At 59.5% G+C, this 22,118-nt stretch carries 17 protein-coding genes; 16 read left to right on the forward strand and 1 reads right to left on the reverse strand.

The features are described from left to right. Nucleotides 1–255 precede the first annotated feature (255 nt). A complete protein-coding gene (locus tag GXB81_RS02765; protein ID WP_205988309.1) occupies nt 256–1,248 on the reverse strand; it encodes a TRAP transporter substrate-binding protein in 993 nt (330 codons plus the stop codon). Between the two features lie 652 nt (nt 1,249–1,900). Here GXB81_RS02765 and GXB81_RS02770 point away from each other — a divergent pair. The 16 genes from GXB81_RS02770 to GXB81_RS02850 all read left to right on the forward strand — a co-directional run bounded on the left by GXB81_RS02770 (nt 1,901) and on the right by GXB81_RS02850 (nt 22,078). Then, nucleotides 1,901–2,434, forward strand: a complete 534-nt coding sequence (locus tag GXB81_RS02770) for an RNA polymerase sigma factor (RefSeq protein WP_167044920.1) — start codon at nt 1,901–1,903, stop codon at nt 2,432–2,434. 7 nt (nt 2,435–2,441) lie between these two features. Next, a complete protein-coding gene (locus tag GXB81_RS02775) occupies nt 2,442–3,284 on the forward strand; it encodes a FecR domain-containing protein (protein WP_205988310.1) in 843 nt (280 codons plus the stop codon). A gap of 114 nt (nt 3,285–3,398) precedes the next feature. After that, nucleotides 3,399–5,864 carry a TonB-dependent receptor gene (locus GXB81_RS02780; protein ID WP_205988311.1) on the forward strand — a complete coding sequence of 822 codons (2,466 nt, stop codon included), beginning with the start codon at nt 3,399–3,401 and terminating at the stop codon, nt 5,862–5,864. A gap of 96 nt (nt 5,865–5,960) precedes the next feature. After that, entirely contained in the window at nt 5,961–6,974 is a 1,014-nt protein-coding gene (sbnA, locus tag GXB81_RS02785) for a 2,3-diaminopropionate biosynthesis protein SbnA (protein ID WP_205988312.1), read from the forward strand. A gap of 1 nt (nt 6,975) precedes the next feature. Beyond that, the gene (gene sbnB / locus GXB81_RS02790; RefSeq protein ID WP_205988313.1) at nt 6,976–7,995 is read left to right on the forward strand and encodes a 2,3-diaminopropionate biosynthesis protein SbnB; all 1,020 of its coding nucleotides are present in this window, start codon (nt 6,976–6,978) and stop codon (nt 7,993–7,995) included. Then, a complete protein-coding gene (locus GXB81_RS02795; RefSeq protein ID WP_205988314.1) occupies nt 7,992–9,833 on the forward strand; it encodes an IucA/IucC family protein in 1,842 nt (613 codons plus the stop codon). The genes sbnB and GXB81_RS02795 overlap by 4 nt, the downstream gene beginning before the upstream one ends. Continuing rightward, nucleotides 9,833–11,032 carry an MFS transporter gene (locus GXB81_RS02800; RefSeq protein WP_205988315.1) on the forward strand — a complete coding sequence of 400 codons (1,200 nt, stop codon included), beginning with the start codon at nt 9,833–9,835 and terminating at the stop codon, nt 11,030–11,032. The genes GXB81_RS02795 and GXB81_RS02800 overlap by 1 nt, the downstream gene beginning before the upstream one ends. A gap of 5 nt (nt 11,033–11,037) precedes the next feature. After that, nucleotides 11,038–12,876: an IucA/IucC family protein gene (locus GXB81_RS02805; RefSeq protein WP_205988316.1), complete on the forward strand. Its 1,839-nt coding sequence runs from the start codon at nt 11,038–11,040 to the stop codon at nt 12,874–12,876. Beyond that, complete coding sequence (locus GXB81_RS02810) at nt 12,873–14,642, forward strand: IucA/IucC family siderophore biosynthesis protein (protein WP_205988317.1); 1,770 nt, start codon at nt 12,873–12,875, stop codon at nt 14,640–14,642. Before GXB81_RS02805 ends, GXB81_RS02810 begins: the two co-directional genes overlap by 4 nt. Beyond that, entirely contained in the window at nt 14,639–15,436 is a 798-nt protein-coding gene (locus GXB81_RS02815; protein WP_205988318.1) for an aldolase/citrate lyase family protein, read from the forward strand. The genes GXB81_RS02810 and GXB81_RS02815 overlap by 4 nt, the downstream gene beginning before the upstream one ends. Then, a complete protein-coding gene (locus GXB81_RS02820) occupies nt 15,433–16,671 on the forward strand; it encodes a type III PLP-dependent enzyme (RefSeq protein ID WP_205988319.1) in 1,239 nt (412 codons plus the stop codon). Before GXB81_RS02815 ends, GXB81_RS02820 begins: the two co-directional genes overlap by 4 nt. Beyond that, nucleotides 16,668–17,093, forward strand: coding sequence for a ParB N-terminal domain-containing protein (locus tag GXB81_RS02825; protein WP_205988320.1), 426 nt, complete (start codon nt 16,668–16,670; stop codon nt 17,091–17,093). Before GXB81_RS02820 ends, GXB81_RS02825 begins: the two co-directional genes overlap by 4 nt. A gap of 1,595 nt (nt 17,094–18,688) precedes the next feature. Beyond that, a complete protein-coding gene (locus GXB81_RS02835) occupies nt 18,689–18,994 on the forward strand; it encodes a non-heme iron oxygenase ferredoxin subunit (protein WP_028197862.1) in 306 nt (101 codons plus the stop codon). A 36-nt stretch (nt 18,995–19,030) separates the two neighbouring features. After that, the gene (locus GXB81_RS02840; protein ID WP_205988322.1) at nt 19,031–20,257 is read left to right on the forward strand and encodes an FAD-dependent oxidoreductase; all 1,227 of its coding nucleotides are present in this window, start codon (nt 19,031–19,033) and stop codon (nt 20,255–20,257) included. A gap of 18 nt (nt 20,258–20,275) precedes the next feature. Next, nucleotides 20,276–21,568 (forward strand): aromatic ring-hydroxylating dioxygenase subunit alpha, encoded by a 1,293-nt coding sequence (locus GXB81_RS02845; protein ID WP_205988323.1) that lies wholly within the window; start codon nt 20,276–20,278, stop codon nt 21,566–21,568. Continuing rightward, entirely contained in the window at nt 21,569–22,078 is a 510-nt protein-coding gene (locus tag GXB81_RS02850) for an aromatic-ring-hydroxylating dioxygenase subunit beta (protein WP_167044778.1), read from the forward strand. Nucleotides 22,079–22,118 lie beyond the last annotated feature (40 nt).

The following is a 22,118-nucleotide window of genomic DNA, read 5'->3' on the forward strand; positions in this document are numbered from 1 at the left end:
GCGTTGTCTAACCAGCGGGCGCAAGGAGGAGGCGCAATGAGCGGGCTGCTTGAAGTATTGGCAACTTCGTGCACGCAGCGGCGGTGCCTTGCGGCGGGTTCGAACAGTCGGAAATTGGCCGCGAATACGGCGCGTTCAGGCTCTGGGCGCTGCTTGAGCCGAAGAAGACATGGCCTCGCGTGAGGCAATGAAAGCGCAGCGGCAGGAGCCCGCGGATTTTCCGCCAGGCTCGTTGCCGCCGCGTGAGGAACCCGCTTACTTGATGGCCTGGATTTCGTCGGCGATCTGCTTCATTTGCGGGGTCTTCTCGTACTTCGTCCACACCGGCTGCATCGCCTTCACGAAAGCCGCGCGGTCGATCTGCGAAGCGGGGATGATCGTCGCGCCGCCCTTCGTGACCGTCTTCTGCGCATCGGCTTCACGCGCGGTCCACAGCTTCTGGTAGTAAGGCACCGAGTCGGCCGCGGCCTTCTTGATGATCTGCTGTTCCTGCGGGCTCAGCGTGTCCCACACCTTCTTCGAGAACACCAGCACTTCCGGCGTCATCGAATGCTGGGTTTCGGAGTAGATGGTCGCGACTTCGTAGTGCTTGCCTTCTTCATACGTCGGCAGGTTGTTTTCCGCGCCGTCGACGAGGCCGGTCTTCAGGCCCGTATAGACTTCGGCGGTCGGCATCGGCGTCGGGATGCCGCCCATTGCCTTGATTTCGTCGACCATCAGGTCCGACGGCTGCACGCGCACCTTCACGCCCTTCATGTCGGCCGGCGACTTGATCGGCTTCTTCGCGTACATCGAGCGTGCGCCGCTTTCATAGAACGTGAGCGCGATCATGCCCTTCGCCGCGAACGCGTCGAGAATCTTCTGGCCTTCCGGGCCGTACATCACCTTGCGGAAATGGTCGATGTCGCGGAACAGGAACGGCAGCGACGGAATCATCGATTCCGGCACGATTTCGTTGAACGCCGCGCCGTTCGCGCGCGTCATGTCGAGTGCGCCGATGCGGACCTGGTCGATCGTGTCGTTTTCGGAGCCGAGCGAGCTATTGCCGAAGACCTTCACCGAATCCTTGCCGTTGGTCGCCTTGCTGATTTCCTCGCCCATGAACTTCACGGCCATGTTGGTCGGATAGGTATCGCCATGGACGTCGGCCACACGAAACACGCGCGCTTGTGCCGAACCCATGCTGAACGCCAGCGCCGCGGCTGCGATGATCATCGAAACACGGGAAGAGGCAAACTTCTTGTTCATCGTGACATTCCTTAAGAAATAGATCACTCAGCGGATCGCGGATACCGCCGGGTGGTGTGGGGTACGTCGTACGGCCCGCAAGGCGTGTGGCATTTTTGCGGGCTGCACGGTCGCCCTCATCGAGGGCGAATGCTTTAAACCGGGTTCGATACGCTGACAGGCAAAGGCGCTGCGGCGGCTCAAATGTTGTACGACAACGTACAAATTTTATAAAACTCGTCTGAGCTGCACATTTAGTGTTTACCCGCTAGGTAGATGTAATCGAGATGACGAATCTGTCAGAAAGACAAATTCGATCGCGGGTTTTGGGGACTGGAATCGAGGGTGACGGGTGTGCGGGGCGATGCTGTGGTTGGGGAGGTGGGGGGAGCGGGCTTGATTGAAATAGAGTTGTACGACGACAAACGTTTATCGCTTGGCGCCTCACTTCGCGATAAACGTATCGATCCGTTTAATGAGGGTGATCCAGGCCCTGTCGAATAAAGCGGAAGCAGACAAAAAGTAAACCAGAAGTTGAACGTTAGGCCACGCGGCAGTCACGACCCGATAATGACGGTTGCCGAACCTCACGGGCGTTGACAGCTTTGTAATATACATAAATAATGAGACGCATTATCATTTCGGGCGTGATGCTCGCTCATCCCGTAACAATGTGACAGGCTCGCACCGCGATTCCGCCCACTCTTCGTTGATCGCTGCCTTCATCAAGCACTACGAAGATCTCGTCAGCCATGTACGGCGTCGCTTTGGCGATCGAGCGTTCGCCTGCGATGTGGTTCAGGATGTCGGTGTCCAGCTTCTCCAGCGGCCTCCTGAAGCCGCCGTCCATGCGCCACTCGCGTTTTTGCGGCATATGTCTATCCATCGGGCGATCGATCGATGGAGAGGGGATGAGGCGCATGCAAGTCACACGGAATCGACGGGTGTGGTTGTTCCCGATACGCGCTCGGACGATAACGACGGAGAGCAGGCCCTGAGTTACCAGCAGACCGTGCAGGAGCTCGAGCAGATCATCAATGCCTTGCCCGAGCGATGCCGCGAGGTGTTCATCCTCCACAAACTGCACGATTTATCGCAGGAAGAAGTGGCGGCACAATTGCGGATGTCGCGTAACATGGTGGCCAAACATATGGCCCGTGCGATGACGGCCCTTACTCCGATCCTGCAGAACACTCTGCATACCTAGACGGCAAATGCCGATGTTGCCTGAGCCTTCCCGTAGTCACGATTCGACATCCCTTCAAGACGGCTCGCTCGATCCCTTCAAGGACGCGTTGCGCGCGCGTTATCCGCTTGACGCGGTGGTGCGCCGGGCGGCTCGCCGCCGAACAATACGGCGCGTTACCGGCAGTACGATGCTGTCCGCGGCGGCGGTCGCTGCAGTCTGGTTCGCCGATCCGCCTTACCGTGTCGATACGCTGCAGACCGCCGTAGGCGAGCACCGTGACTGGTTGCTTGCGGACGGTAGCCGGCTTGCGCTCAATACGGGTTCGTCCGTGCGTGCCGAATGGCATATCCGGTCGCGCCGTGTGCAGATCGATCGTGGAGAGGCATCGATTGAAGTCGCGCATTCCTTGTTCCGCCCGCTCGTGACCTACGCAGGTGATGTCGTGATTCACGACGTCGGGACGACGTTCGCTGTACGGCGCGATGCTGCCAGCGTGCAGGTTGGCGTGGTGTCCGGTTCGGTCGCCGTCGCCACAGGCGCGCAAGCTCCCGTCGACCTTAAGCCCGATCAGGCCGTTACCGTTGCCGCGGGTCATATAGGTGCACGCCAGTCGTTCGATCCCAATCAGGCGTTGGGCTGGCGCGATGGGCGTCTGGCGTTCGACGGAACGCCATTAAGCGTCGCCGTTGCGGAAATGCGCCGTTATCGGCAGGCGCCAATCGAACTCGATCCTCGCGCGGCAAACCTGCGTGTATCTGGCCAGTTCAATACCGCCAACATCGACGCGCTGCTCGATATGTTGCCCCACGTGCTGCCGCTGAAGGTAAAGCGTGACGTCAGTGGTGCGGCCATGATCGCGCATCGCTAGTCACCCACCCTGCCTCAAAAATATTTTCTCCGGGACGTCAACAAAACCATCGGCCGATCCGGCAACCCTTGTGAGAGTCATCGATTTATATCGATTCAAACGAGGAGTGGTGGTATGGGGATTCATGGGCGCCATGCTGGTTTGGGGCGCATCGCGTGCGTAGCGGTTGCGAGTAGCTGTCTGTCGGCCGCGGCGTGGGGGCAGGGTGGGGACCTGGCATCATTCGACATTCCTGCGCAGCGACTTGACCGCGCGCTGAATGCGTTTGCACGGCAGTCCAATGCGCAACTGCTGTTTTCGACGGCCAGCGCCGAGCAGGCGACGAGCCATGCCGTGAAAGGCAGGATGACCGCCTCCGCAGCGCTAGACCAGTTGTTAGCGGGCTCCGGAATGCGCGCTCAAGCGACAGGCGCGAACACGTTCACAGTGGAGCGTGCAGCGCCCGCATCGCCAGAATCCGATTCGAGTGCGAGCCGTTCGGCGGAGCCGGCAGAGCTCTCGGCCATCGCTATTTCAGCAGATCGGACCCATAGCGACCTCGTTCGTCCTACGCGACAGATCACGGTCATTGACCGCGACGAACTGCGCGATCTGCAAACCGGCTCGAACAATCTGGCGACGGTATTGAGCAAGGCTGTGCCCGGCATGGCCGATTCGAGCCATACGATCACCGACTACGGCCAAACCCTGCGTGGCAGAAATATCCTCGTGCTGGTCGATGGCGTGCCGCTGAACACCAATCGCGATTCCGCCCGCAATCTGGCAAACGTCGATCCGAACAACATCGAGAAAGTCGAAGTCCTGCGTGGCAGCAGCGCGGTCTACGGCGCGGGCGCGACAGGTGGCATTGTGTCGTTCACGACGCGGCAACCCGGTGGTGAGCCTCGCGCCGAGACGACGTTTTCCATGACGTCGCCGCTTTCCCATTTGGGGAGTAGCGGCCTTGGCGGCACCGTCCAGCAGTATTTCGCGGGCAGTCACGGCCCCGTCGAATATGAGTTCAACGTCGACGCGCAGCACATCGGCAGCTCATACGACGCGCGCGGTCATCGCATTGCGCCGGAGCCCAGTCAGGGCGATCTGTTCGACTCGAACGTCTATAACGTCGAAGGCAAACTCGGATTTCGCATCGACGCGAACCAGCGCATCGTGTTTTCGGCGAGCCACTTCGACGCGAAGCAGGACACCGATTACGCAAGCGATCCATCGGTCGCGAAGCTGACGCCCGGCACGGTTGCCGCGCGCGCAAAAGATGGACTCCAGCTCGACGACCAGAACCGCATCCGCAACACGCAGCTCAACCTGCAATACAGCAACAAGGATGTGCTGGGCAGCGAGGTCGCGGCGCAAATCTATTATCGGGACTACTACACACGTTTTGCACCGTTCGACGCGCGTGCCGTTGCAACGCGTGGGAGCAATATCGACCAGGTCATGCAGGATTCGAAGGTATTCGGTAGCCGTCTGACGATCACGACGCCGCTCGATCGCGCCGGCCGCACGAAGATCCAGTGGGGCGCCGATTTCAACCAGGAGCGCAGCGACATGCCGGACGATATTTTCTCGCCCACGGCATACGACGCCAGTGGCGGTCTGGTCTATCGCAAGACCGGAACGCTCATGTATCTTCCGCCGCTCACGACGACCAGCGTCGGCGGATTCGCGCAGTTGCAGCACAAGTTCAACGAAAAATGGTCGGCGGAAGGCGGTGTGCGCTACGAGCATGCAAGCGGGAGCTTCGATAGTTTCGTGCCGCTTTCGCAATTGCGGTTGGCGAACAGGTACACGGTGCCGGGTGGATCGACCGATTACGGCGCGTGGTTGTTTAATGCGGGCGTTGCCTATGCGCCCATTCCGGGCCAGGAAGTCTATGCGGCGTTCAGTCAGGGCTTCCAGTTGCCGGACGTCGGCCTGCAATTGCGCAATGCAACCGCAGGTTTCGATATTCACTCGTCGAGCCTTGAGCCTGTTAAAACCAATAACTATGAGATCGGCTGGCGCGGCAGCCTCGGCAAAAACACGGACGGCACCATCGCATTGTTCTACACGACGTCCGAGCTTGGCGATGTGCAGAGCTTTAACAACGGTTTGATTCTCACGCGAACGGCCGAGCGCATTTCCGGCGTCGAAGCGACGCTCGACTACGTGAGCGACGATGACAAGTGGGGCGCAGGCGGCACGCTGACCTACATTCAAGGCCGCGAGCGTCCGCAGAACAGCGCGAATTTTCAGGACATGACGGGCTACCGGATTCCGCCGCTCAAGCTGACCGCGTATCTCGAGTACCGGCCGTCTTCTCGCTGGAGCAATCGCCTGCAGGCGACGTTCTACGCGGCCCGTGACTACCGGCTCAACGGCAAGACCAGCTTCGGGCGCATGGATGTGAGCAGCTATACGACCGTCGATCTGATCTCGCGCTATCAGGTCACGAAAAAGGATCGCGTGACGGTCGGCGTCGAAAACCTGCTGAACCGTTATTACTTCCCGCAATACAGCCAGCTCATGCGCAACAGCAACAACACGAGCCGCCTGCCTGCCGCAGGCGCCGTGATGACGGCCAGCTATACCCATCGCTGGTAAGGGTGCGCGGCGTTCTTCGGGGCGCTGTGCGCGTTCGTTAGTTAATGAGACGCAATCTCATTAACTGTTGGAAACATCCTCATCAAGGAGGGAGTGATGATCGGCAGAAATATCGTCGATTGCGTTGGTGGCACGCCGCTTGTGCGGCTCGATCGCCTGTACGCCCAGCATGAAGCCGAAGTGTTCGCAAAGCTGGAAATGCTGAATCCGGCGGGCAGCATCAAGGACCGCCCGGCCCGCTATATCGTCGAACGCGGACTGGCCGACGGCACGATCGCGCCCGGCGCTCACATCATCGAAAGCTCGTCGGGAAATCTTGCGATCGCGCTGGCGATGGTGTGCCGGGTGAAAGGCCTGCGTTTTACCGCGGTCGTCGATCCGAAGATTTCGCCGACGAACCTGAAGATTCTGCGCTGCTACGGCGCGGGCATCGAGCAGGTCAGCCGCAAGGACAGTCAGGGTGGTTACCTCGAAACCCGCATTGCACGTGTGCAGGAGATGCTTGCTGGGGACACGAGTGCTGTGTGGATCAATCAGTACGGCAATCCGCGCAACTGGGAGAGTCATTTCCACGGAGAGGGCGATGAGATCGCCCGCGCGCTCGAACAACCGGCCGACGTGCTCGTGCTGGGCGTCAGCACATCGGGCACGGTACTCGGCATCGCGCGACGGCTCAGGCGTGCGTGGCCGGAACTGAAGGTCGTGGCGGTGGACGCGGTCGGCTCGGTCCTGTTTGGCGCGAAACCTGGCCCGCGTGAACTGCCTGGCATTGGTGCGAGTCGCGTTCCCGAGCTGCTCTGTCTGGACGATATCGACGAAGTCGAGCATGTCGATGACTACGACGCGGCGCTCGGCTGCCGGCGTCTGCTCGAACATGAAGGCATTTTCGCGGGCGGGTCGTCGGGCGCCGTTGTCGTCGCGATTGACCGCCTGCTGGCGCGCGCAGCGCGTCCACTTCGCGTGGTCACGCTGCTGCCCGATCGCGGGGAGCGCTATCTCGACAGCGTGTACGACGACAGCTGGCTGGCGCGCATTGCCGCAGCGCGCGCTGCGCAAACGCAGCCTGAAACATCGTCACTTTCAACTTCCCTTCTCGAAGAGGTTCACTGATATGACCCAACCCGCTCATTCCGGCCTTCTCTATCTCGGCCGTCAGGATCTGATCGCCCTCGGTGGCAACCGATCACAACCTTATGTCGACGCCATTGCCGATGGACTGGCCTTGCACGCGCGACGCGCCTTCGTTCAGCCGTTGAAGCCGTATCTGCGCTGGGCGGGTGCGGATCACATCGCGGATCGGATCATCGCGATGCCGTGCTATGTGGGCGGCAACGATCCGATCGCCGGCCTGAAGTGGATCGGCAGCCGGCAGCACAATCCGTCTCGCTTCGGGCTTGAGCGCGCCAGCGCAGTCATCGTCCTGAACGATGCCGATACGAACTATCCGGTCGCGATCATGGAAGGCGGACTGATCAGCGGGATGCGCACGGCCGCGATCAGCGCGGTAGCAACGCGCCATCTCGCGCGTGCCGGCTTCACTGACGTCGCGTGCGTCGGCTGCGGCCCGATCGCGAAGATGCAGATGCAGACACTGCTCGAACAATTCGCCAGCATTCGACGCATTCATCTGTTCGATTTGTCGCGCGACGCGATGCGTGCCTTCAGCCGTGAGTTGAGCGAGCGCTATCCGCAGGTCGCCTTTGAAGAGATGGCGAGCGCCGAACTCGCGGTGCGCGCATCCGATGTGATCGTGACCTGCACGGTCACGGACACGCCCTATCTCGAGTACGCGTGGCTCAAGCGCGGCGCGTTTGTTTGCAACGTCTCGATCATGGACGTGCAGAAGGACGTCTATGAAAAAGCGGACAAGGTGATCGTCGACGACTGGGATCAGTCGAATCGCGAGAAAAAGATCATCAATCAACTGGTGCTCGAAGGGCGGTTCAGTCGTGAACAACTGCATGCCGAACTCGGTGAAATTGTGATCGGCGAACGCCCGGGGCGCGAGAACGACGACGAAATCATCCTGCTCAACCCCATGGGGATGGCGTTGGACGACATGGTTTGCGCGCGTCATTTTTATCGGCTTGCAACTGAGCAGGGCGTGGGCACCCGGCTGCCGCTGCTATGACATACGCCGAAAACGAGGTCGATTGCAGAATGGCATGCGTCGATCCGCTCGCACACGGCAGTGTCGAACGACTGCTCGCCCAGGATCTGCTCGACGCGCTGTGGCTGGAGGATCTGTACGGCATGCGCGCCCGCACCCGCAGGATTGGCGGCGCCGCCGACACTGCACTCGTATTGTCGCTCGGTCGTGGCCTCGAACTTATGTGGCGAGGCACGCGGCTAAATGGCGTGCGGCCTTTGAGGATCGCGCGATCGGGGCCTGGAGTGCAATTGGCGAGTGAGGCCGGTCGAAAGGCTTTGAACGTCACACAGACACTCGAAGCACTGCAACGAGCGGACTGGTGGCCTGCGTACAGCCACCGTCTGACGGAGTTGCTGGCGCTTGCAGCGCGTCAGATCGAGAAAACGTTTGCTGCACAGGCGCGATGGTTGGCGGATATCGACGCAACGCCGCACAGCCTGATGGCCTGGGAGGCGATTTGCTGTCTGCGCGACCGGCCCTTTCATCCGCTTGCACGCGCAAAATTGTGGCCCGGCAGCTCAGGCGATGCCTTCGAGGTCGAGGCTGGCGAGATCGCGCTGCACTGGGTCGCCGTGCCGCGAAACGTGCTGTGGTGTTCGGGTGAACCGGCATTGGAGTGGGACGACCACCAGCCAATCGCCGGAGCAGTGCTGGATGCAGATGCATTTGCCGTGCTTGCAGAACGTGCCGCCTTGCTCGGTATCGATCCGGCTGCGCTATGGATGCCCGTTCATCCGTGGCAGTGGGGGGAGATCCAGGCGAAGCATCCGCAGCTCGCTGCGCAATGCGTCGATCTCGGCGAAGGATGCGGAACCGTGAGGCCGACCGCTTCGTTGCGTACGCTCGGCATCGGATCGGGCGAACGGTTGCACCTGAAGCTTTCTCTGGGTGTTCAGGCGCTCGGCGCATCGCGCGTGATGCCACCGAGATATCTTCACAACGCAGTGCTTGCCGAGCTTTGCCTGCGCGAGCTTTGTATTCGTGACAAGTGGTTAGGTGAGCATCTTGAACTGTGCGATGAGCGCGCGTGGTGGGCGCTCGGCAACGACAGTACGCTGATTGCCGGGCAGGGAGTGCTGGCGTGCATGCTGCGTCGCTATCCCGACGCTGACGGCTGGCTGTTGCCGATGGCCGCCTGCGCTGCGTCGACGAGCGATGCACATCTTCCCGCGTTTGCAGTGTTATGTCATGCGAATGGAACAACAGGAAAAGCGGATCTGGAATATGCGTGGAGGATGTTCGAGCGTATCGCGCACCTCTTGATCGAACTCGGTCTGCGCTGCTTTGCGCACGGTGTCATGCCTGAGTTGCACGGCCAGAATGTGCTGTTGCGCGTTGGGGAAAATGGGCCATGCAAGATCGTGCTGCGTGACCACGATACGTTGCGGATTTGCCCTGCGGTCATGATCGGGGCGGGCGTGGAGGTGCCTGACTATGTGATCGATCGAAGCACGCCTAATACCCTGATTCTCGAATCGCGGGACGCCTTGCTCGCCTATTTCCAGACCCTCGCGGTCGAAGTCAATCTGTACGCGATCATTGCCGCAATCGCTGATTGTTTCGATGGCGACGAGGCTACGGGTTGGGGCATTGTCGATCGTACGCTGCACGAGGTGCTAGAGCGTGTCTTCGCCACGAGCCCGACGCGCGATCACGTGGCGCGTCTGCTTTTCGACGCACAGCATTGGCCGTTCAAGCAACTGCTTGAACCGCTCGCGGCGCGTGCGGCGCTGGGCACGGGGATGCCCAGTGGAATGGGCGCAATCGGCAATCCACTGCTATCCCGCCGACCGGCGCAACCAGCGAGGGTTCCGTAATGCGTCGTGCGAACCTTGCCGTCGCCATGCTGATCGTGTGCCAGGGCGTGATCACGCTAGGCCTGATGGTGCTGGTGCCCATCATGCCGTTCTATCTCCACGGTCTGAGCGGCGGCTCCAGCGCCGATGCAGCACGCTGGACGAGCATTGCGTTAGCGGCCCCGGGCGTTGGCGCGTTGCTTTGCGCACCTTACGCAGTGCGCTGGTGCGAGCGATTCGGGTATAGGCGGGCACTTCTTTTTGCCCTCGCGCTGTTCGTCGTGAGCATGACGACGATGGCGATATCACGCGACGTCGTGATGTTCGTGGGCGGGCGCCTGCTGCAAGGCGCGAGCACGGTGGGCGTCATCATTACGGCTTTCATCACGCGTGTCAGTGACCCCGCTGCCCAGGGGCGATCGCTTGGCTGGCAGGAGTCCGCTGTAGCGGCGGGCGCTCTTGCTGGTCCCGTTCTTGGAGGCGTGCTGCAGGACCACTGGTCGGTGCGCCCATTGCTACTAGGCGTAGCACTCTGCACGGGCGCCGCATTGCTGCTGCTGGCATTCGCGTTGCGTGAACCCAGCCAGAGAAACGCGGAGCGCGTAGGGGCGGCGGAAACGCCTGGAACGACATTGCTCGCCGATCCTGTCCTGCTTCGTTGGGTTCTCGCAGGCGCATTGACGCAAGCCGGCGCATTCGCGCTCGTGAACGTGTTCGCTCTGTTTGTCGATGAACGCATGGCGGGTGCCAGCTTTCTCGCCAGCAAGATCGGCGTTTTGCATGCGCTTGGCTGGGCCGCCACGCTCGTTGCGGGGCCGTGGTGGGGGGCGCGCAACGACCGTGGGGATCCCGCACGTCACTTCGTCGCTGCGGCGCTGTCGTGCGCGATCGTCCTTGCGCTGATGCCGTTCGCTTCCCGTTTGTGGCAGATCGGCGTTCTGCGCATCGTGCAGGGCGCCAGCTACGCCGCGCTGGCCCAATCAGTTCTGCTGCTTTGCTGCCGCAGTGTGCCGCCTGCAATGCGAAGCCGCATCACGGTGGTCTCCAAAAGTGCCATGGTGCTCGGACAGTTGCTCGGACCGATTGCCGTTCTCGTTTTTCTTCCTTGTGTCGGCGCTTCCGCGACGCTCTGGCTGACCGCATCCATGTTCATCGCCGCAGCGGTAGTCGCGCGTAGCGCGCCGGCGGCCCATCCCATCTCCGTTTCCGATTCGAGGTAAGACTTATGCTGTTTTCCTCTCCGAGATCCGTTTCGCTGACGCGAAATGCTGCGCTGCAGGTGTCCCACGCTTCCCATGCAACGCATCGTGTCGACGAACCTCACAGTGCCGAAAGCGTTCTGTCTGCGCTTGATCGAAGGTTGCTCGAACAATACTTCAACACGTATTGCCGGGAAACCGGCCAGTTCGACCCGCGTGTTTCACCCGATGCAGACCGGGAGCTCGCCGACGATGTCTGCGCCGTCGTGCAAAGCTGGCGCGATGCAGGTTTGGACGTGGCGACGATTGCCTTTCCCGGTGACGGCAGCCGCCTTTATGTCGCGCTCGACTATTTTTCCCTCATTGGATTCCATCGAGTAGGGCGCTACGCCATCGTGGAATTGCCGGGCGGCTCCGGTCATGTCCAGTTCGATGGCATCGAGGCGCTGATTGTACGCATCGCGCAGTCGCTTGCCCGCGGGCTTGCGATCAGCCCCGACTGGATCGCACGCTTCACGACGCTGATGCAAAACAGCGTGGATCGCGTGCGCTACTACCACACGCAGACCCCAGACCCTGGCGTATCGGCGTTCGTGCGCGCGGAACAGTCGCTCCGCTTCGGGCATGTATTCCATGTGACGTCGAAAGCATCGGATGGCTTTGCCGAGCGCGACATGCAGGCGTTCGCGCCAGAACTCGGGGCATCGTTCCGTTTGCATTACTTCGCGGTGGCGACGAACTGCCTGGATACGCGCTCGATTGACGGCACACGTCCGCCGATCGATCCGGAAGCGATGCACGCCGCGGCTGCGTTGCTGGGTGACAGCGAATATCGCCTGCTTCCTTGTCATCCGTGGCAAGCCGAATACCTGTTGCAACAGGAAACAATCCAGAAATTGCTCGCACGTCGCGATCTGATCTCGCTCGGGCCGCTAGGTGAAGTGGTCTGGCCGACGTCATCGGTTAGAACGGTATGGTTGCCCGTGCAACGACGATTCCTGAAGCTTCCGCTCAATGTACGGATAACGAATTTTATTCGCAACAATCCTCCAGTACAGGTCGTTCGCGCGTTGGATGCGAGTCTCTACATTGCCTCGTTGCCGTCCAGCGATCGCGCTTCCGATGCGTTCGAGGTTCTGCTCGACGGTGCGAGCGCGTCACTCGAGACGACGGAGGATGCCCTGAAGGCGAGTTCGGCGGTCCTCTATCGGGATGGCATGAGCGATGAAGTGGGCGACTATGCCCAGGTGCTGGCGACGGTGATGGAGGAGCCGGCAGAAGGCGAATCATCGCTTGCCATGCTGCTTGAAGAAGCACTCGGGACGGCGCCTGGCGATCAACACCTCGTCGCCTGGTGGGCACGCTATCTGAATGTCACGCTTATGCCATTGCTTCGGTTGTTCGCGCGCTACGGCGTCAGCCTTGAGGCACATCTGCAAAATACGATGGTCGCGTTTCAGGACGGATGGCCGGTGCGCGGCTATGTTCGCGACATGGAAGGGGCGAGCATCAGCCGCGCGCGATGCCTGCGCCCGTTCAACCTGCCCGACGACAGTCCAGCGCTATACCGCGATGAGGATGCGTGGCATCGCTTCCTGTACTACGTGCTGGTCAATCACATCGGGCACGTGATTGCGGGCGTGGCACGGGCGGGCTATGGCGACGAAGCAATGCTCTGGAGTTTGACCGCCGACATCTGGTCGCGTGATCCAGAGCCCGCAGTCACCGCATTGCTGCGTGACGTCCGTGGCCGGACTTCGCTTCCCGCCAAGGCGAACATGATGAGCTGTTTTGGCCGGCATGGCGAATTACCGGCGTGGGTCGAGATTCCCAATCCGCTGGCGACCGTGGAGGTATCCATATGAAATTCGCTGCATTCGAAGCGCTGTTCGAAAGCGCTCCCTATCAGGAAGCGGGAGAACGCGTCGTTCGCCAATTGCTTGAGGCGCTACTGTTCGAAGGTGCGCTGCCCGACACGGCGTGGTCCGGCGAAACGTTGTCGATTTCGGCGACCACCAGCAGCGGCGAAGCGGTGTTCTATCGTTGCAAGGCGCAACGAACCGCGTCGTTCGGCAGAGTCCGGATTGTTTCGCCGGTGAGCCGGGACCACAACGGGGTGATGACGAAAGCCGATGACGTCGCGCGCGTTGTCGCGGAACTGGGACCGCAACTCGGTGCCGATCCGGTACGCCTCTCGCAATTCGCTGCGGAGTTGTCGGCCACACATATCAAGGATGCGCAGACCCGGATGGCGCAATCAGGAAAACTGCTTCGCACGGGGAGCTACGATGAGATCGAATCCGCGCTAATCGGCGCGCATCCCTACCATCCGGGATACAAATCGAGAGTCGGCTTCACACTCGACGACAACGAACGTTACGCGCCCGAATGTTCTTCCGGCGTCGCGCCGGTACTCCTGGCTGTGCATTCGGATCATTGCCGTTCGAACGTCAGCCGGGACGTGGCGGGACGCGATGCCCAGCAGCTTCTTTCGCTGGAGGAACAAGCGGCGTTCAACGTGCAGCTTGCTCAACGCGGCCTGAATCCCGCGCATTACGTGCCGCTGCCGGTACATCCCTGGCAATGGAGCGCCATTGCGGAAACGGTCTGCCATTCCGCGTTCTCGCGTCGCGAACTGGTGCCCGTTGGACCACTTGCCGGACGATACCGGCCGCAGCAGTCGATCCGGACGCTGGCGAACGTCAATCGGCTCGATGCGCCATCGTTGAAACTGGCGATGAATCTCGTCAATACGTCGACCTCGCGGGTGCTTGCGCCGCACACCGTCTGCAACGCTGCGCCGATCAGCGACTGGCTTGACGATCTCGTCGCGCGAACCGACTGGAGCGAGCCACTCGCGCGGCCCGTGATACTCAAGGAAATTGCAGGCGTTGCCTATGTGCCGACGGTTCCCGTCGCGGGGCTTTATGGTGCGCTAGGCTGTATCTGGCGCGAGAGCGTGCATCGCCATGTGCGGGCCAACGAATCGGCGTTGCCAATGACTGCGCTTACGCATATCGACGCCGATGGCCGGCCGCTGATCGCCGACTGGATCGCGCAACATGGCGCGCGAGTCTGGGTCCGTCGACTGGTGGAGCGGGCCTGGCTGCCTGTGCTCCATCTGCTTTGGCGCAACGGCACCGCGCTTGAATCGCATGCGCAAAACATGGTGCTTCTGCATGTGGACGGCCTGCCGGTGCGCGTTGCGCTGAAAGATTTCCACGACGGCGTACGCTATTCGAAGCAATGGCTTTCCGTGCCGCCGCCGTCTTTGTATGCTCCGCCAGCGGAACACGCTCGCGTCAATCCGAATTCGTTCATCGAGACGGACGACGCCAATGAACTGCGCGATTTCACCTGCGACGCGCTCTTCTTCGTCAATCTCGCAGAGATTGCGTGGTTCTTCTCCTGCCACTTCAATCTGGACGAAACCGAATTCTGGGCAATCGTGGCTCGTGCGATTGGCGACTATCAAAGTCAGCATCCCGATCTCGCAGACCGTTTTTCGTTGTTTGACTGTCTGGCGCCGGAGATGGAGGTCGAGTTGCTCGCAAGTCGCCGCTTTCTACCGGAGATCCGTCTGCGAACACGCGCGACCGCAAATCCGCTTGCCCAGCTGGAGTTCGCATGAGATCAATCGCCGAGGCATCAAGATCACTAAAAGAGCGCATTGGAGATGCCGGCACGCCGCCGTTGGTTGGACTGTTTTGCTCAACTCCCGCATCGCTATCGGTTGAGCTGATCGCCGCCGCGGGATTTGATTTCACCGTGATCGATCTTGAGCACACGCTGATCGACGGTTCGACGCTTAACGCAATGCTTCTCGCCGCCCGTGCAAGCGGCATCGCTGCGCTTGTACGTATCGCTGCGCCACATCAAGTCGTTCAGGTTCTGGACGCTGGCGCGCAAGGCATCGTCGTTCCGCGTGTGCGAACGGCGCATGAGGCTCGGCTTGCCGTCAGGTCCGCTTATCACGCGCCATTGGGATATCGCGGCTTGAATTCGACCGCCGCAAACGGTTTCGGCCGTGACGATCTCGCGCAATCGGTGCTGCAGGCATCGAACGATACGCTGGTCGTCGCGATGATCGAAGACCGCACAGGACTCGATTCGCTCGATGACATTGCCTCGATCGACGGGATCGATGTTCTGCTCGGCGGCGCTGCGGACCTGTCACAGGATTTGGGTCTCCCGTGGCAGACTGGACACGCGGAGATACGGTCGGCGCTCGCGCGAATCGAGGCGGCGGCCCGCAAGCATGGCAAGGCCTTCTGTGCACTTCCGCGCAACGCCGACGAAATTGCCACGGTACATCGTTGCGGCACTCGCCTGCTGATCGCTGGCGACGATCGCGGTATCGCGCGGCGAGCGATGGTCGAGCAACTGCATGCCTGCCTGCAGGATTTTCAAGGGATTCGGGAATGAATCGAACTTTGGTTGAGCGCTATCTGGCTGGCGTAGCATCGCCAGTGTGCGCTTATCTTTACGATCTGGATCATCTGCGGACGCGCACTGCCGGGCTCGTCGAATTGCTTCCGCGCAATTGTGAGTTGTTTTATGCCATCAAAGCCAATAGCGATGCTGAGGTTTTGCGCTCGCTCGATGGCATCGTTGCGGGCTACGAGGTCGCCTCACTCGGCGAGGTGACGCGTGCCCGGGAAGTTGGCCCTCACGCGCGAGTCGTTTTTGGCGGCCCAGGAAAAACCGACTCGGAGCTCGAGGGCGGGCTGGCGCGCGGCGTGGAGCTGTTTCACGTCGAGAGCCAACTGCAATTGCTGCGCCTCAATGCCGTGGCGGCGCAAATGGGGCGAAGCGCGCGCGTGCTCCTGCGGGTCAACCCGAACGCGCTGACTGTCGATCCGGATAGCAAACGGCCGACGGGTACATTGACGATGGGCGGCCAGCCAACTCAGTTTGGCATCGAGGAAAACGAATTACCTCGAGTGATTGCGATTGCAAACACGCTTGCGGCGGTGGAGGTTGTGGGCTTGCACATACACGCGCTCTCAAACAATCTGGATGCGCAGTCGCATCTTGCTTTGATGGCCCATTACATGACGCTCGCACGCCGGTTACAGCGCGAATGTGGTCTGAGGCTGGAGACGCTTAACGTCGGAGGAGGAATCGGCGTCAATTATGTCGACCCCGACAGCGGTTTCGACTGGAGCGCATTCTGCGCCAGACTCGGTGCTTTGCTGACCGATTTCGACAAGGGTTGCCGGATTGTGTTCGAGTGCGGGCGTTTCATTGCCGCAGATTGTGGCTACTACGTAACAGAAGTCGTCGACCTCAAAAGTAATCACGGAAAGAACTTCGCGATCCTGCGTGGTGGCACCCACCATTTTCGTCTGCCTTCGTCGTGGCAGCACAATCATCCCTTTTCAATCGTGCCCAACGAGACGTGGCCGTATGCGTTCGGGAGACCATCGCTTGAGCGTGCGGCAGTGACGCTGTGCGGAGAGTTGTGCACCCCAAAAGATGTTCTTGCGCGCGAAGTCGAGGTTGGGCGTTTGCGAGTGGGTGATCGCATCGTGTTCAGACTGGCAGGCGCATATGGATGGCATATATCGCATCACGATTTCCTGAGTCATCCGCATCCAGAGCGAAGGTTTTTCGATGTGGTGAGGAACGCTGACGCCCGCGCAGGGACGTTGACATGAAACTCGCGATCGTCGAAATCGAATTCATCGATCCAGAGAGAATTCTGCGCAATGAGGAACACAGCGCGGCACATGCCGAGGAACTTGCGAATGCAATGAAATACAGCGATCTTTGGCGCGTGCCGATCCTTCTTGAAAAAGAAAGCCTTGCCGTAATGGACGGTCATCATCGTCTCGCGGCAGCGCGTTCACTCGGTCTAATCAGGGTTCCTGTTTTACGGCTTGACTACCAGCATGTCGAGGTAGTGGCGACGCGAGAGGGATTCACGGTGACGCCGGACGAGATTGTGATGCGTGCTCGTCAAGGGAACCTCTACCCGGAGAAGACCACACGTCATATGTTTTCGTCCCCAATACCAAACTGCAATATCTCTTTGGTCCTGTGCCGAGGGCGGGTGCCAGGCATGCCTGAAATCCGGTAACCGCACTCGGAATTCACTTTTATGGTGTGGTTGCGGTTATCGTCCCGACCGCGACCGCGACCGCGACCGCGACCGCGACCGCGACCGCGACCGCGACCGCGACCGCCACTTTTCGATGGTCCTCCTGGGTTTTTTGAACTCAAGGCGCGAGGACATGTCGATCATGGCGCGTATCCGAGGACGAATGAGCACGGATCTGCAGCTTTCGAGGCGATGCTGCAACCACGCTCCGAGTTCATTGTGTCATCTGTGCATGTGGTCAAACAGCTAAGATCATCATTCCTGTGGTCACTGTGTTGTGAAGAGCGTGTACCAAAAACGTTGCCAAAAACGGCCTGCCTCTTCGTGAGTCTTCGATCATGAACACCGAACCCAGCACCAACCCTACACAGAACGTTAGGCTTATGTATAAAACACTGTAACTATGCGCGAGAAAAAAATTGCTGAAGCGAGGACTGCGAAGCCTGCTCGGACCCGCGCCTTTCTTAAGATCGGAATACAAAGCCACTGAAGCACCACTGTTTCCAGCAGAGGCGCGACGATGCATTCAGGAACGGTGACTTTGACAGGATCGTGCCGAGTAAGGGTTGGCCCCCCTTAAACCCTCCCGGGGTAAAGTAAACCTAACGCAATCGGAGGCACAGACGCGATATAAGTTAATAGCAAGGCAAGTGGAATCAGTCTTGCTATGGACAGCCTTCTTATCCATTCCTTCAGTTTGCAAAGACTTGCATTCCTCGATGCACATATTTACCAGTAAGAACGCCGCCGCCCAAGACCCTGAATGGCAACAGTGCGAGATGATTTTCATCAAAAAACGAGGCCCGATGCCGTAGCCCCTGCGGCTGCAGAACGTTGCATTCGACCTGGCAAGAAACGAAATGGCCTGGGCGGTACAAGCTGATGAGTTGTCTCAACTCCTCGTTGCTCGCATGTCCGCAACCGACGTATCGCACCTTGCCTGAATCTACGAGCCTTTTCGTTGCATCGATAACTTCATCAAGAGGCGATAGGTCGCGATACGAATGCAGTTGATAGAGATCAATGCGGTCGGTTTTGAGACATCGCAAGCTATCTTCAGCCAATTTAACTATGAATTCAGCGACTGCCCCGGTCCGAGGTCCTCGACGGCGCGCGACTTTGTCGCGATTATCACCTCGTCACGACAATTCTGCCGCGCCGTCCCTTTCATTCTCTAGTGATTCACAGGCGCATGGTCTCCTTTCGTGTACGCCGTGCCGATCTCCCATGGCTAAAAATAAGCCGGTGAGGGCTGAAAACGTCTTCATTGTTCCGGGGTGGACGTCCTGTGTGCTGATAATTCTGGCGAGTGGGGTGTCGCCGGTGATCAACCGGTCCGAGATCCTTGCGCTACTGATCGGCGCGAAACTGCGGCGTGCGGTTCCGTCTGCATCCCTTCGTCTTCTTCATCATGCGGTTCACGTTTCTGCCAGCTGTTGAGCTCACCGTTCGGCCCTTATTGCGGCAAAGTCCACTTTCAAAGGGTAAACGATAGGTTCTTGCCTTATTGACTCAAGACGAATTGCTGATACTATCAATTCATCAGCATACTGATCAATTATCTAGGCAAGTCGATGACACTCAAATTCGCGGCAAATCTTGACGATCTGAACCCGGACGAGCCTTACGCAGCAACGGTCGACAAGGAGCAGATCGCCCTGTACCTCGTAGATGGCGAGGTCTATGCGACGCACAACGTGTGCACGCATCAGTTCGCGCTGCTTAGTGACGGTTTCCTCGAGGACGGATGCGTTGAGTGTCCGCTTCATCAGGGGAAATTCGATGTGAAGACCGGCGCCGCGCTTTGTGCGCCGGTGAGCGCTCCGCTCAGGACTTACAAGGTCCACGTGGAAGGCGGTGCGGTGATGGTTGAACTCTGAGCGCCATACCTTTTTGACTACGTCAGGAATCCGAAAGTGGAAACGATTTTGATCGTCGGCGCCGGACAGGCAGGCGGCCGTGCAGCCGAGACGTTGAGGGCGCATGGCTTCGAGGGATCGGTCCTGCTCGTCGGTGATGAACAGCATAGGCCGTACGAGCGGCCTGCATTGTCAAAGACGGTGCTGACGGCAGCGGACGATAACGAATGCTTCGACGCGTGGCTACATTCGAGCGACTTCTACGCCACCAGAAAGATCGACTGGATCGCAGACGGTGTCGAAAGACTGGATGTGACACACCGCACTGCGATGCTCAGGAGCGGGCGAAGCATCAGCTTCGACAAGTGCCTGTTGACTACAGGCGGTCGCGCGCGCCACCTGCCCGGTACGCCGGACAGTCGCCATGTATTCACGCTGCGTACGCTGCCGGATGCGATGCGGGTGCGGCAGCGCATGGCCGGTGCTAGTTCGGTGGCCGTCATCGGCGGCGGCTTCCTTGGGCTTGAGTTCGCAGCAAGTGCAAGGGCGCGCGGAATCGATGTCACCGTGATTGAAGCGGGAGAGCAGATACTGGGCCGCGCGTTGCCGCACGAATTCTCGGAGCGTTTGCGCGCCAGGCACGAACAGAACAGCGTGAAGTTCATGCTGGGTGCAAGGCTGGTTGCCTCCGTGGAGCATGCGTCGGGGGTAGCGCTGACCTTTGCCGACCACGCACCGCAGCGGTTCGATTTCGTGGTGGTTGCCATTGGGCAGCAGCCGAATGAAGAGCTCGCCAAAGCGTCTGGTCTGGAAACGGGCAACGGCATACACGTTGATGCGCATTGCCGGACGTCGGGCGCCGGTGTCTATGCCGCGGGTGATTGTGCAAATTTCCCATTTGGCGCGTCCGGAAGACGTCTGCGTCTCGAATCATGGCAGAACGCGCAAGACCAGGCGATCGTTGCCGCGCGCAACATGCTGGGAGAGTCGATCGAATATCGGCCAAACCTCTGGTTCTGGACAGATCAGTATGACTGGAACGTACAGATGCTAGGAATGCTCGACAGCCCAATAGAGCAATGGATCGAGCGCCGGGTATCGAGCGACAGGGTTCTGCTGATGGGGCTGAGCAACAACGTCATTGTGTACGCGCTCGCAGTCAATAGCGGTGGCGAACTGCGTGCAATTCGCCGTCTCGTTGAGGAGGCGATTCAGGTCGACCCCGAGGCCCTCGCGGACCTGAACGTCAAGTTGCGGCAACTTGAACGAAAAGCTCACTCATAACGCATTCAGGAGAGTACTTTGTATTCGTCAGAGACGGTAATTGGCCTTGGTACGCCGAGCGTCAAAAATAAGCCCATCGAGCAACTGGTCTGGCCGGAGGACGGCCTGCACGCTATTCCAGACTGGGTTTACACGAGCGACGATGTGTACGCTCGCGAGGTTGAGCGGATTTTTCAGGGCCGTACCTGGAACTTCGTTGCGCTGGAGGCCGAAGTGCCCAACAGCGGGGACTACAAGCGCTCGTATGTAGGTCCGACGCCGGTGGTCGTCTCACGCGCAGAAGATGGTTCCATTCATGTGTTCGAAAACCGCTGCGCCCATCGTGGCGCCGAATTATGTCGTCACACGCGCGGCAACAATGCTGAGTTCGTCTGCCCGTATCACCAGTGGTCCTATGACCTGAAAGGGAATCTGCAAGGTATTCCGTTCAAACGGGGTGTGAACAAGCTCGGCGGGATGCCGCGCGACTTCCGTAATGAGGACCACGGTCTCAAGAAGCTTGCTGTCACGACGCGTAACGGAGTGGTCTTCGCCTCGTTCACGCACGACATGGAGCCTATTGAAGATTACCTCACGCCCGAAATCCTGAAAGATTTCGACACCGTCTTCAACGGCAAGAAGCTGCGCATCCTCGGGTTTTACAAGAACGAGCTGCCATGCAACTGGAAGATGTACCACGAGAATCTGAAGGATCCTTACCACGCAACGCTGCTGCACTCCTTCCTGGTGGTGTTCGGCTTGCTGGTTGCAGGGAACCGCTCGGCGATGGTGGCCGACAGTAAATACGGCATACACGGCACGATGGCGTCGGCCAAAAGCGATTCACTCTATGCAACGGTGGACACCGACAAGAAAAAAGAAATGCGTTCGTTCCACGAGGGTATGGTCCTCAAGGATGAACGGTTTCTTGAGTACGTCAAGGAGTTTGACTCTGAATGGTCGGTGACGATGCAGACGATCTGGCCGAATCTGATCGTCCAGCGTGAAATGAATACTTTGGGGGTGCGGCATATCGTTCCGAATGGGCCAAACAGCATGGTGATGCTGTGGACGATGTTCGGCTACGAAGACGATACAGAAGAGACCACACGTCACCGGCTGCGCCAGGGCAACCTGATGGGACCGGCTGGATTCCTCGGTCTCGAGGACAACGAAGCCATGAAGTTTGTGCAGGAAGGTGTGCGTCGCTCCGTAACCGATCGCAGCGTGCTCAAACTCGACAGTGAAAAAATTGGAACCGCGGACAATCTGATTTCGGAAGCTGCAATTCGCGCGATGTACAAACACTACCGTGACGTGATGGGGTTTTAAATGCTGCCAGGATTCGAAAAGAAACCAATTGCACACGACAAGGCACTTGCTGCGCGCGCAGCCGTGGAAGATTTTCATGCCGAATATTGTGCGGTGCTCGACGGGGGCGACGTCGAGCGGTGGCCGGAATTTTTTACGGAGAACTGTCTTTACCGGGTGACCGAGTACGAAAATGCCGCCCTCGGGTTTCCGGTCGGCCTGGTCTACGCCGAAGGGCGGGACATGCTGCGCGACCGCGCAGTAGCTATCTCCAGAACGCAGATGTTCGCGCCGCGACAGATGCTGCATTTCGTCACCAACGTTCGGATTCTTGACGTGACAGACGAAGAAATCATTGCTCAGAGTAACTACATGTTGATGCAGACCCTGGTCGAAGGCGCGACTTGCCTGCATCAGGCCGGTCGGCTTTTCGACCGCTTTGCTCGAAAGGGCAATGAGCTGCTTCTGAAGGAACGGCAGGCTATTTATGACACGGCGATGATTGCGAACGATCTGGCCTATCCTGTTTGAAGGGGGTAAGCCGAGAATGTCAAGAGCGGGCCACAAACCA

Origin of the sequence: Paraburkholderia sp. Ac-20336, from assembly GCF_017105025.1 — a bacterium.
Lineage (GTDB): Bacteria > Pseudomonadota > Gammaproteobacteria > Burkholderiales > Burkholderiaceae > Paraburkholderia.

What these genes read in the sequence shown, in the direction of transcription:
- GXB81_RS02820 (WP_205988319.1), top strand. Translation starts at nt 15,433, where the DNA reads ATGAATCGAACTTTGGTTGAGCGCTATCTGGCTGGCGTAGCATCGCCA.
- sbnB (WP_205988313.1), top strand. Translation starts at nt 6,976, where the DNA reads ATGACCCAACCCGCTCATTCCGGCCTTCTCTATCTCGGCCGTCAGGAT.
- GXB81_RS02780 (WP_205988311.1), top strand. Translation starts at nt 3,399, where the DNA reads ATGGGGATTCATGGGCGCCATGCTGGTTTGGGGCGCATCGCGTGCGTA.
- GXB81_RS02835 (WP_028197862.1), top strand. Translation starts at nt 18,689, where the DNA reads ATGACACTCAAATTCGCGGCAAATCTTGACGATCTGAACCCGGACGAG.
- GXB81_RS02810 (WP_205988317.1), top strand. Translation starts at nt 12,873, where the DNA reads ATGAAATTCGCTGCATTCGAAGCGCTGTTCGAAAGCGCTCCCTATCAG.
- GXB81_RS02800 (WP_205988315.1), top strand. Translation starts at nt 9,833, where the DNA reads ATGCGTCGTGCGAACCTTGCCGTCGCCATGCTGATCGTGTGCCAGGGC.
- sbnA (WP_205988312.1), top strand. Translation starts at nt 5,961, where the DNA reads ATGATCGGCAGAAATATCGTCGATTGCGTTGGTGGCACGCCGCTTGTG.
- GXB81_RS02765 (WP_205988309.1), bottom strand. Translation starts at nt 1,248, where the DNA reads ATGAACAAGAAGTTTGCCTCTTCCCGTGTTTCGATGATCATCGCAGCC.
- GXB81_RS02825 (WP_205988320.1), top strand. Translation starts at nt 16,668, where the DNA reads ATGAAACTCGCGATCGTCGAAATCGAATTCATCGATCCAGAGAGAATT.
- GXB81_RS02795 (WP_205988314.1), top strand. Translation starts at nt 7,992, where the DNA reads ATGACATACGCCGAAAACGAGGTCGATTGCAGAATGGCATGCGTCGAT.
- GXB81_RS02815 (WP_205988318.1), top strand. Translation starts at nt 14,639, where the DNA reads ATGAGATCAATCGCCGAGGCATCAAGATCACTAAAAGAGCGCATTGGA.
- GXB81_RS02805 (WP_205988316.1), top strand. Translation starts at nt 11,038, where the DNA reads ATGCTGTTTTCCTCTCCGAGATCCGTTTCGCTGACGCGAAATGCTGCG.
- GXB81_RS02850 (WP_167044778.1), top strand. Translation starts at nt 21,569, where the DNA reads ATGCTGCCAGGATTCGAAAAGAAACCAATTGCACACGACAAGGCACTT.
- GXB81_RS02775 (WP_205988310.1), top strand. Translation starts at nt 2,442, where the DNA reads ATGCCGATGTTGCCTGAGCCTTCCCGTAGTCACGATTCGACATCCCTT.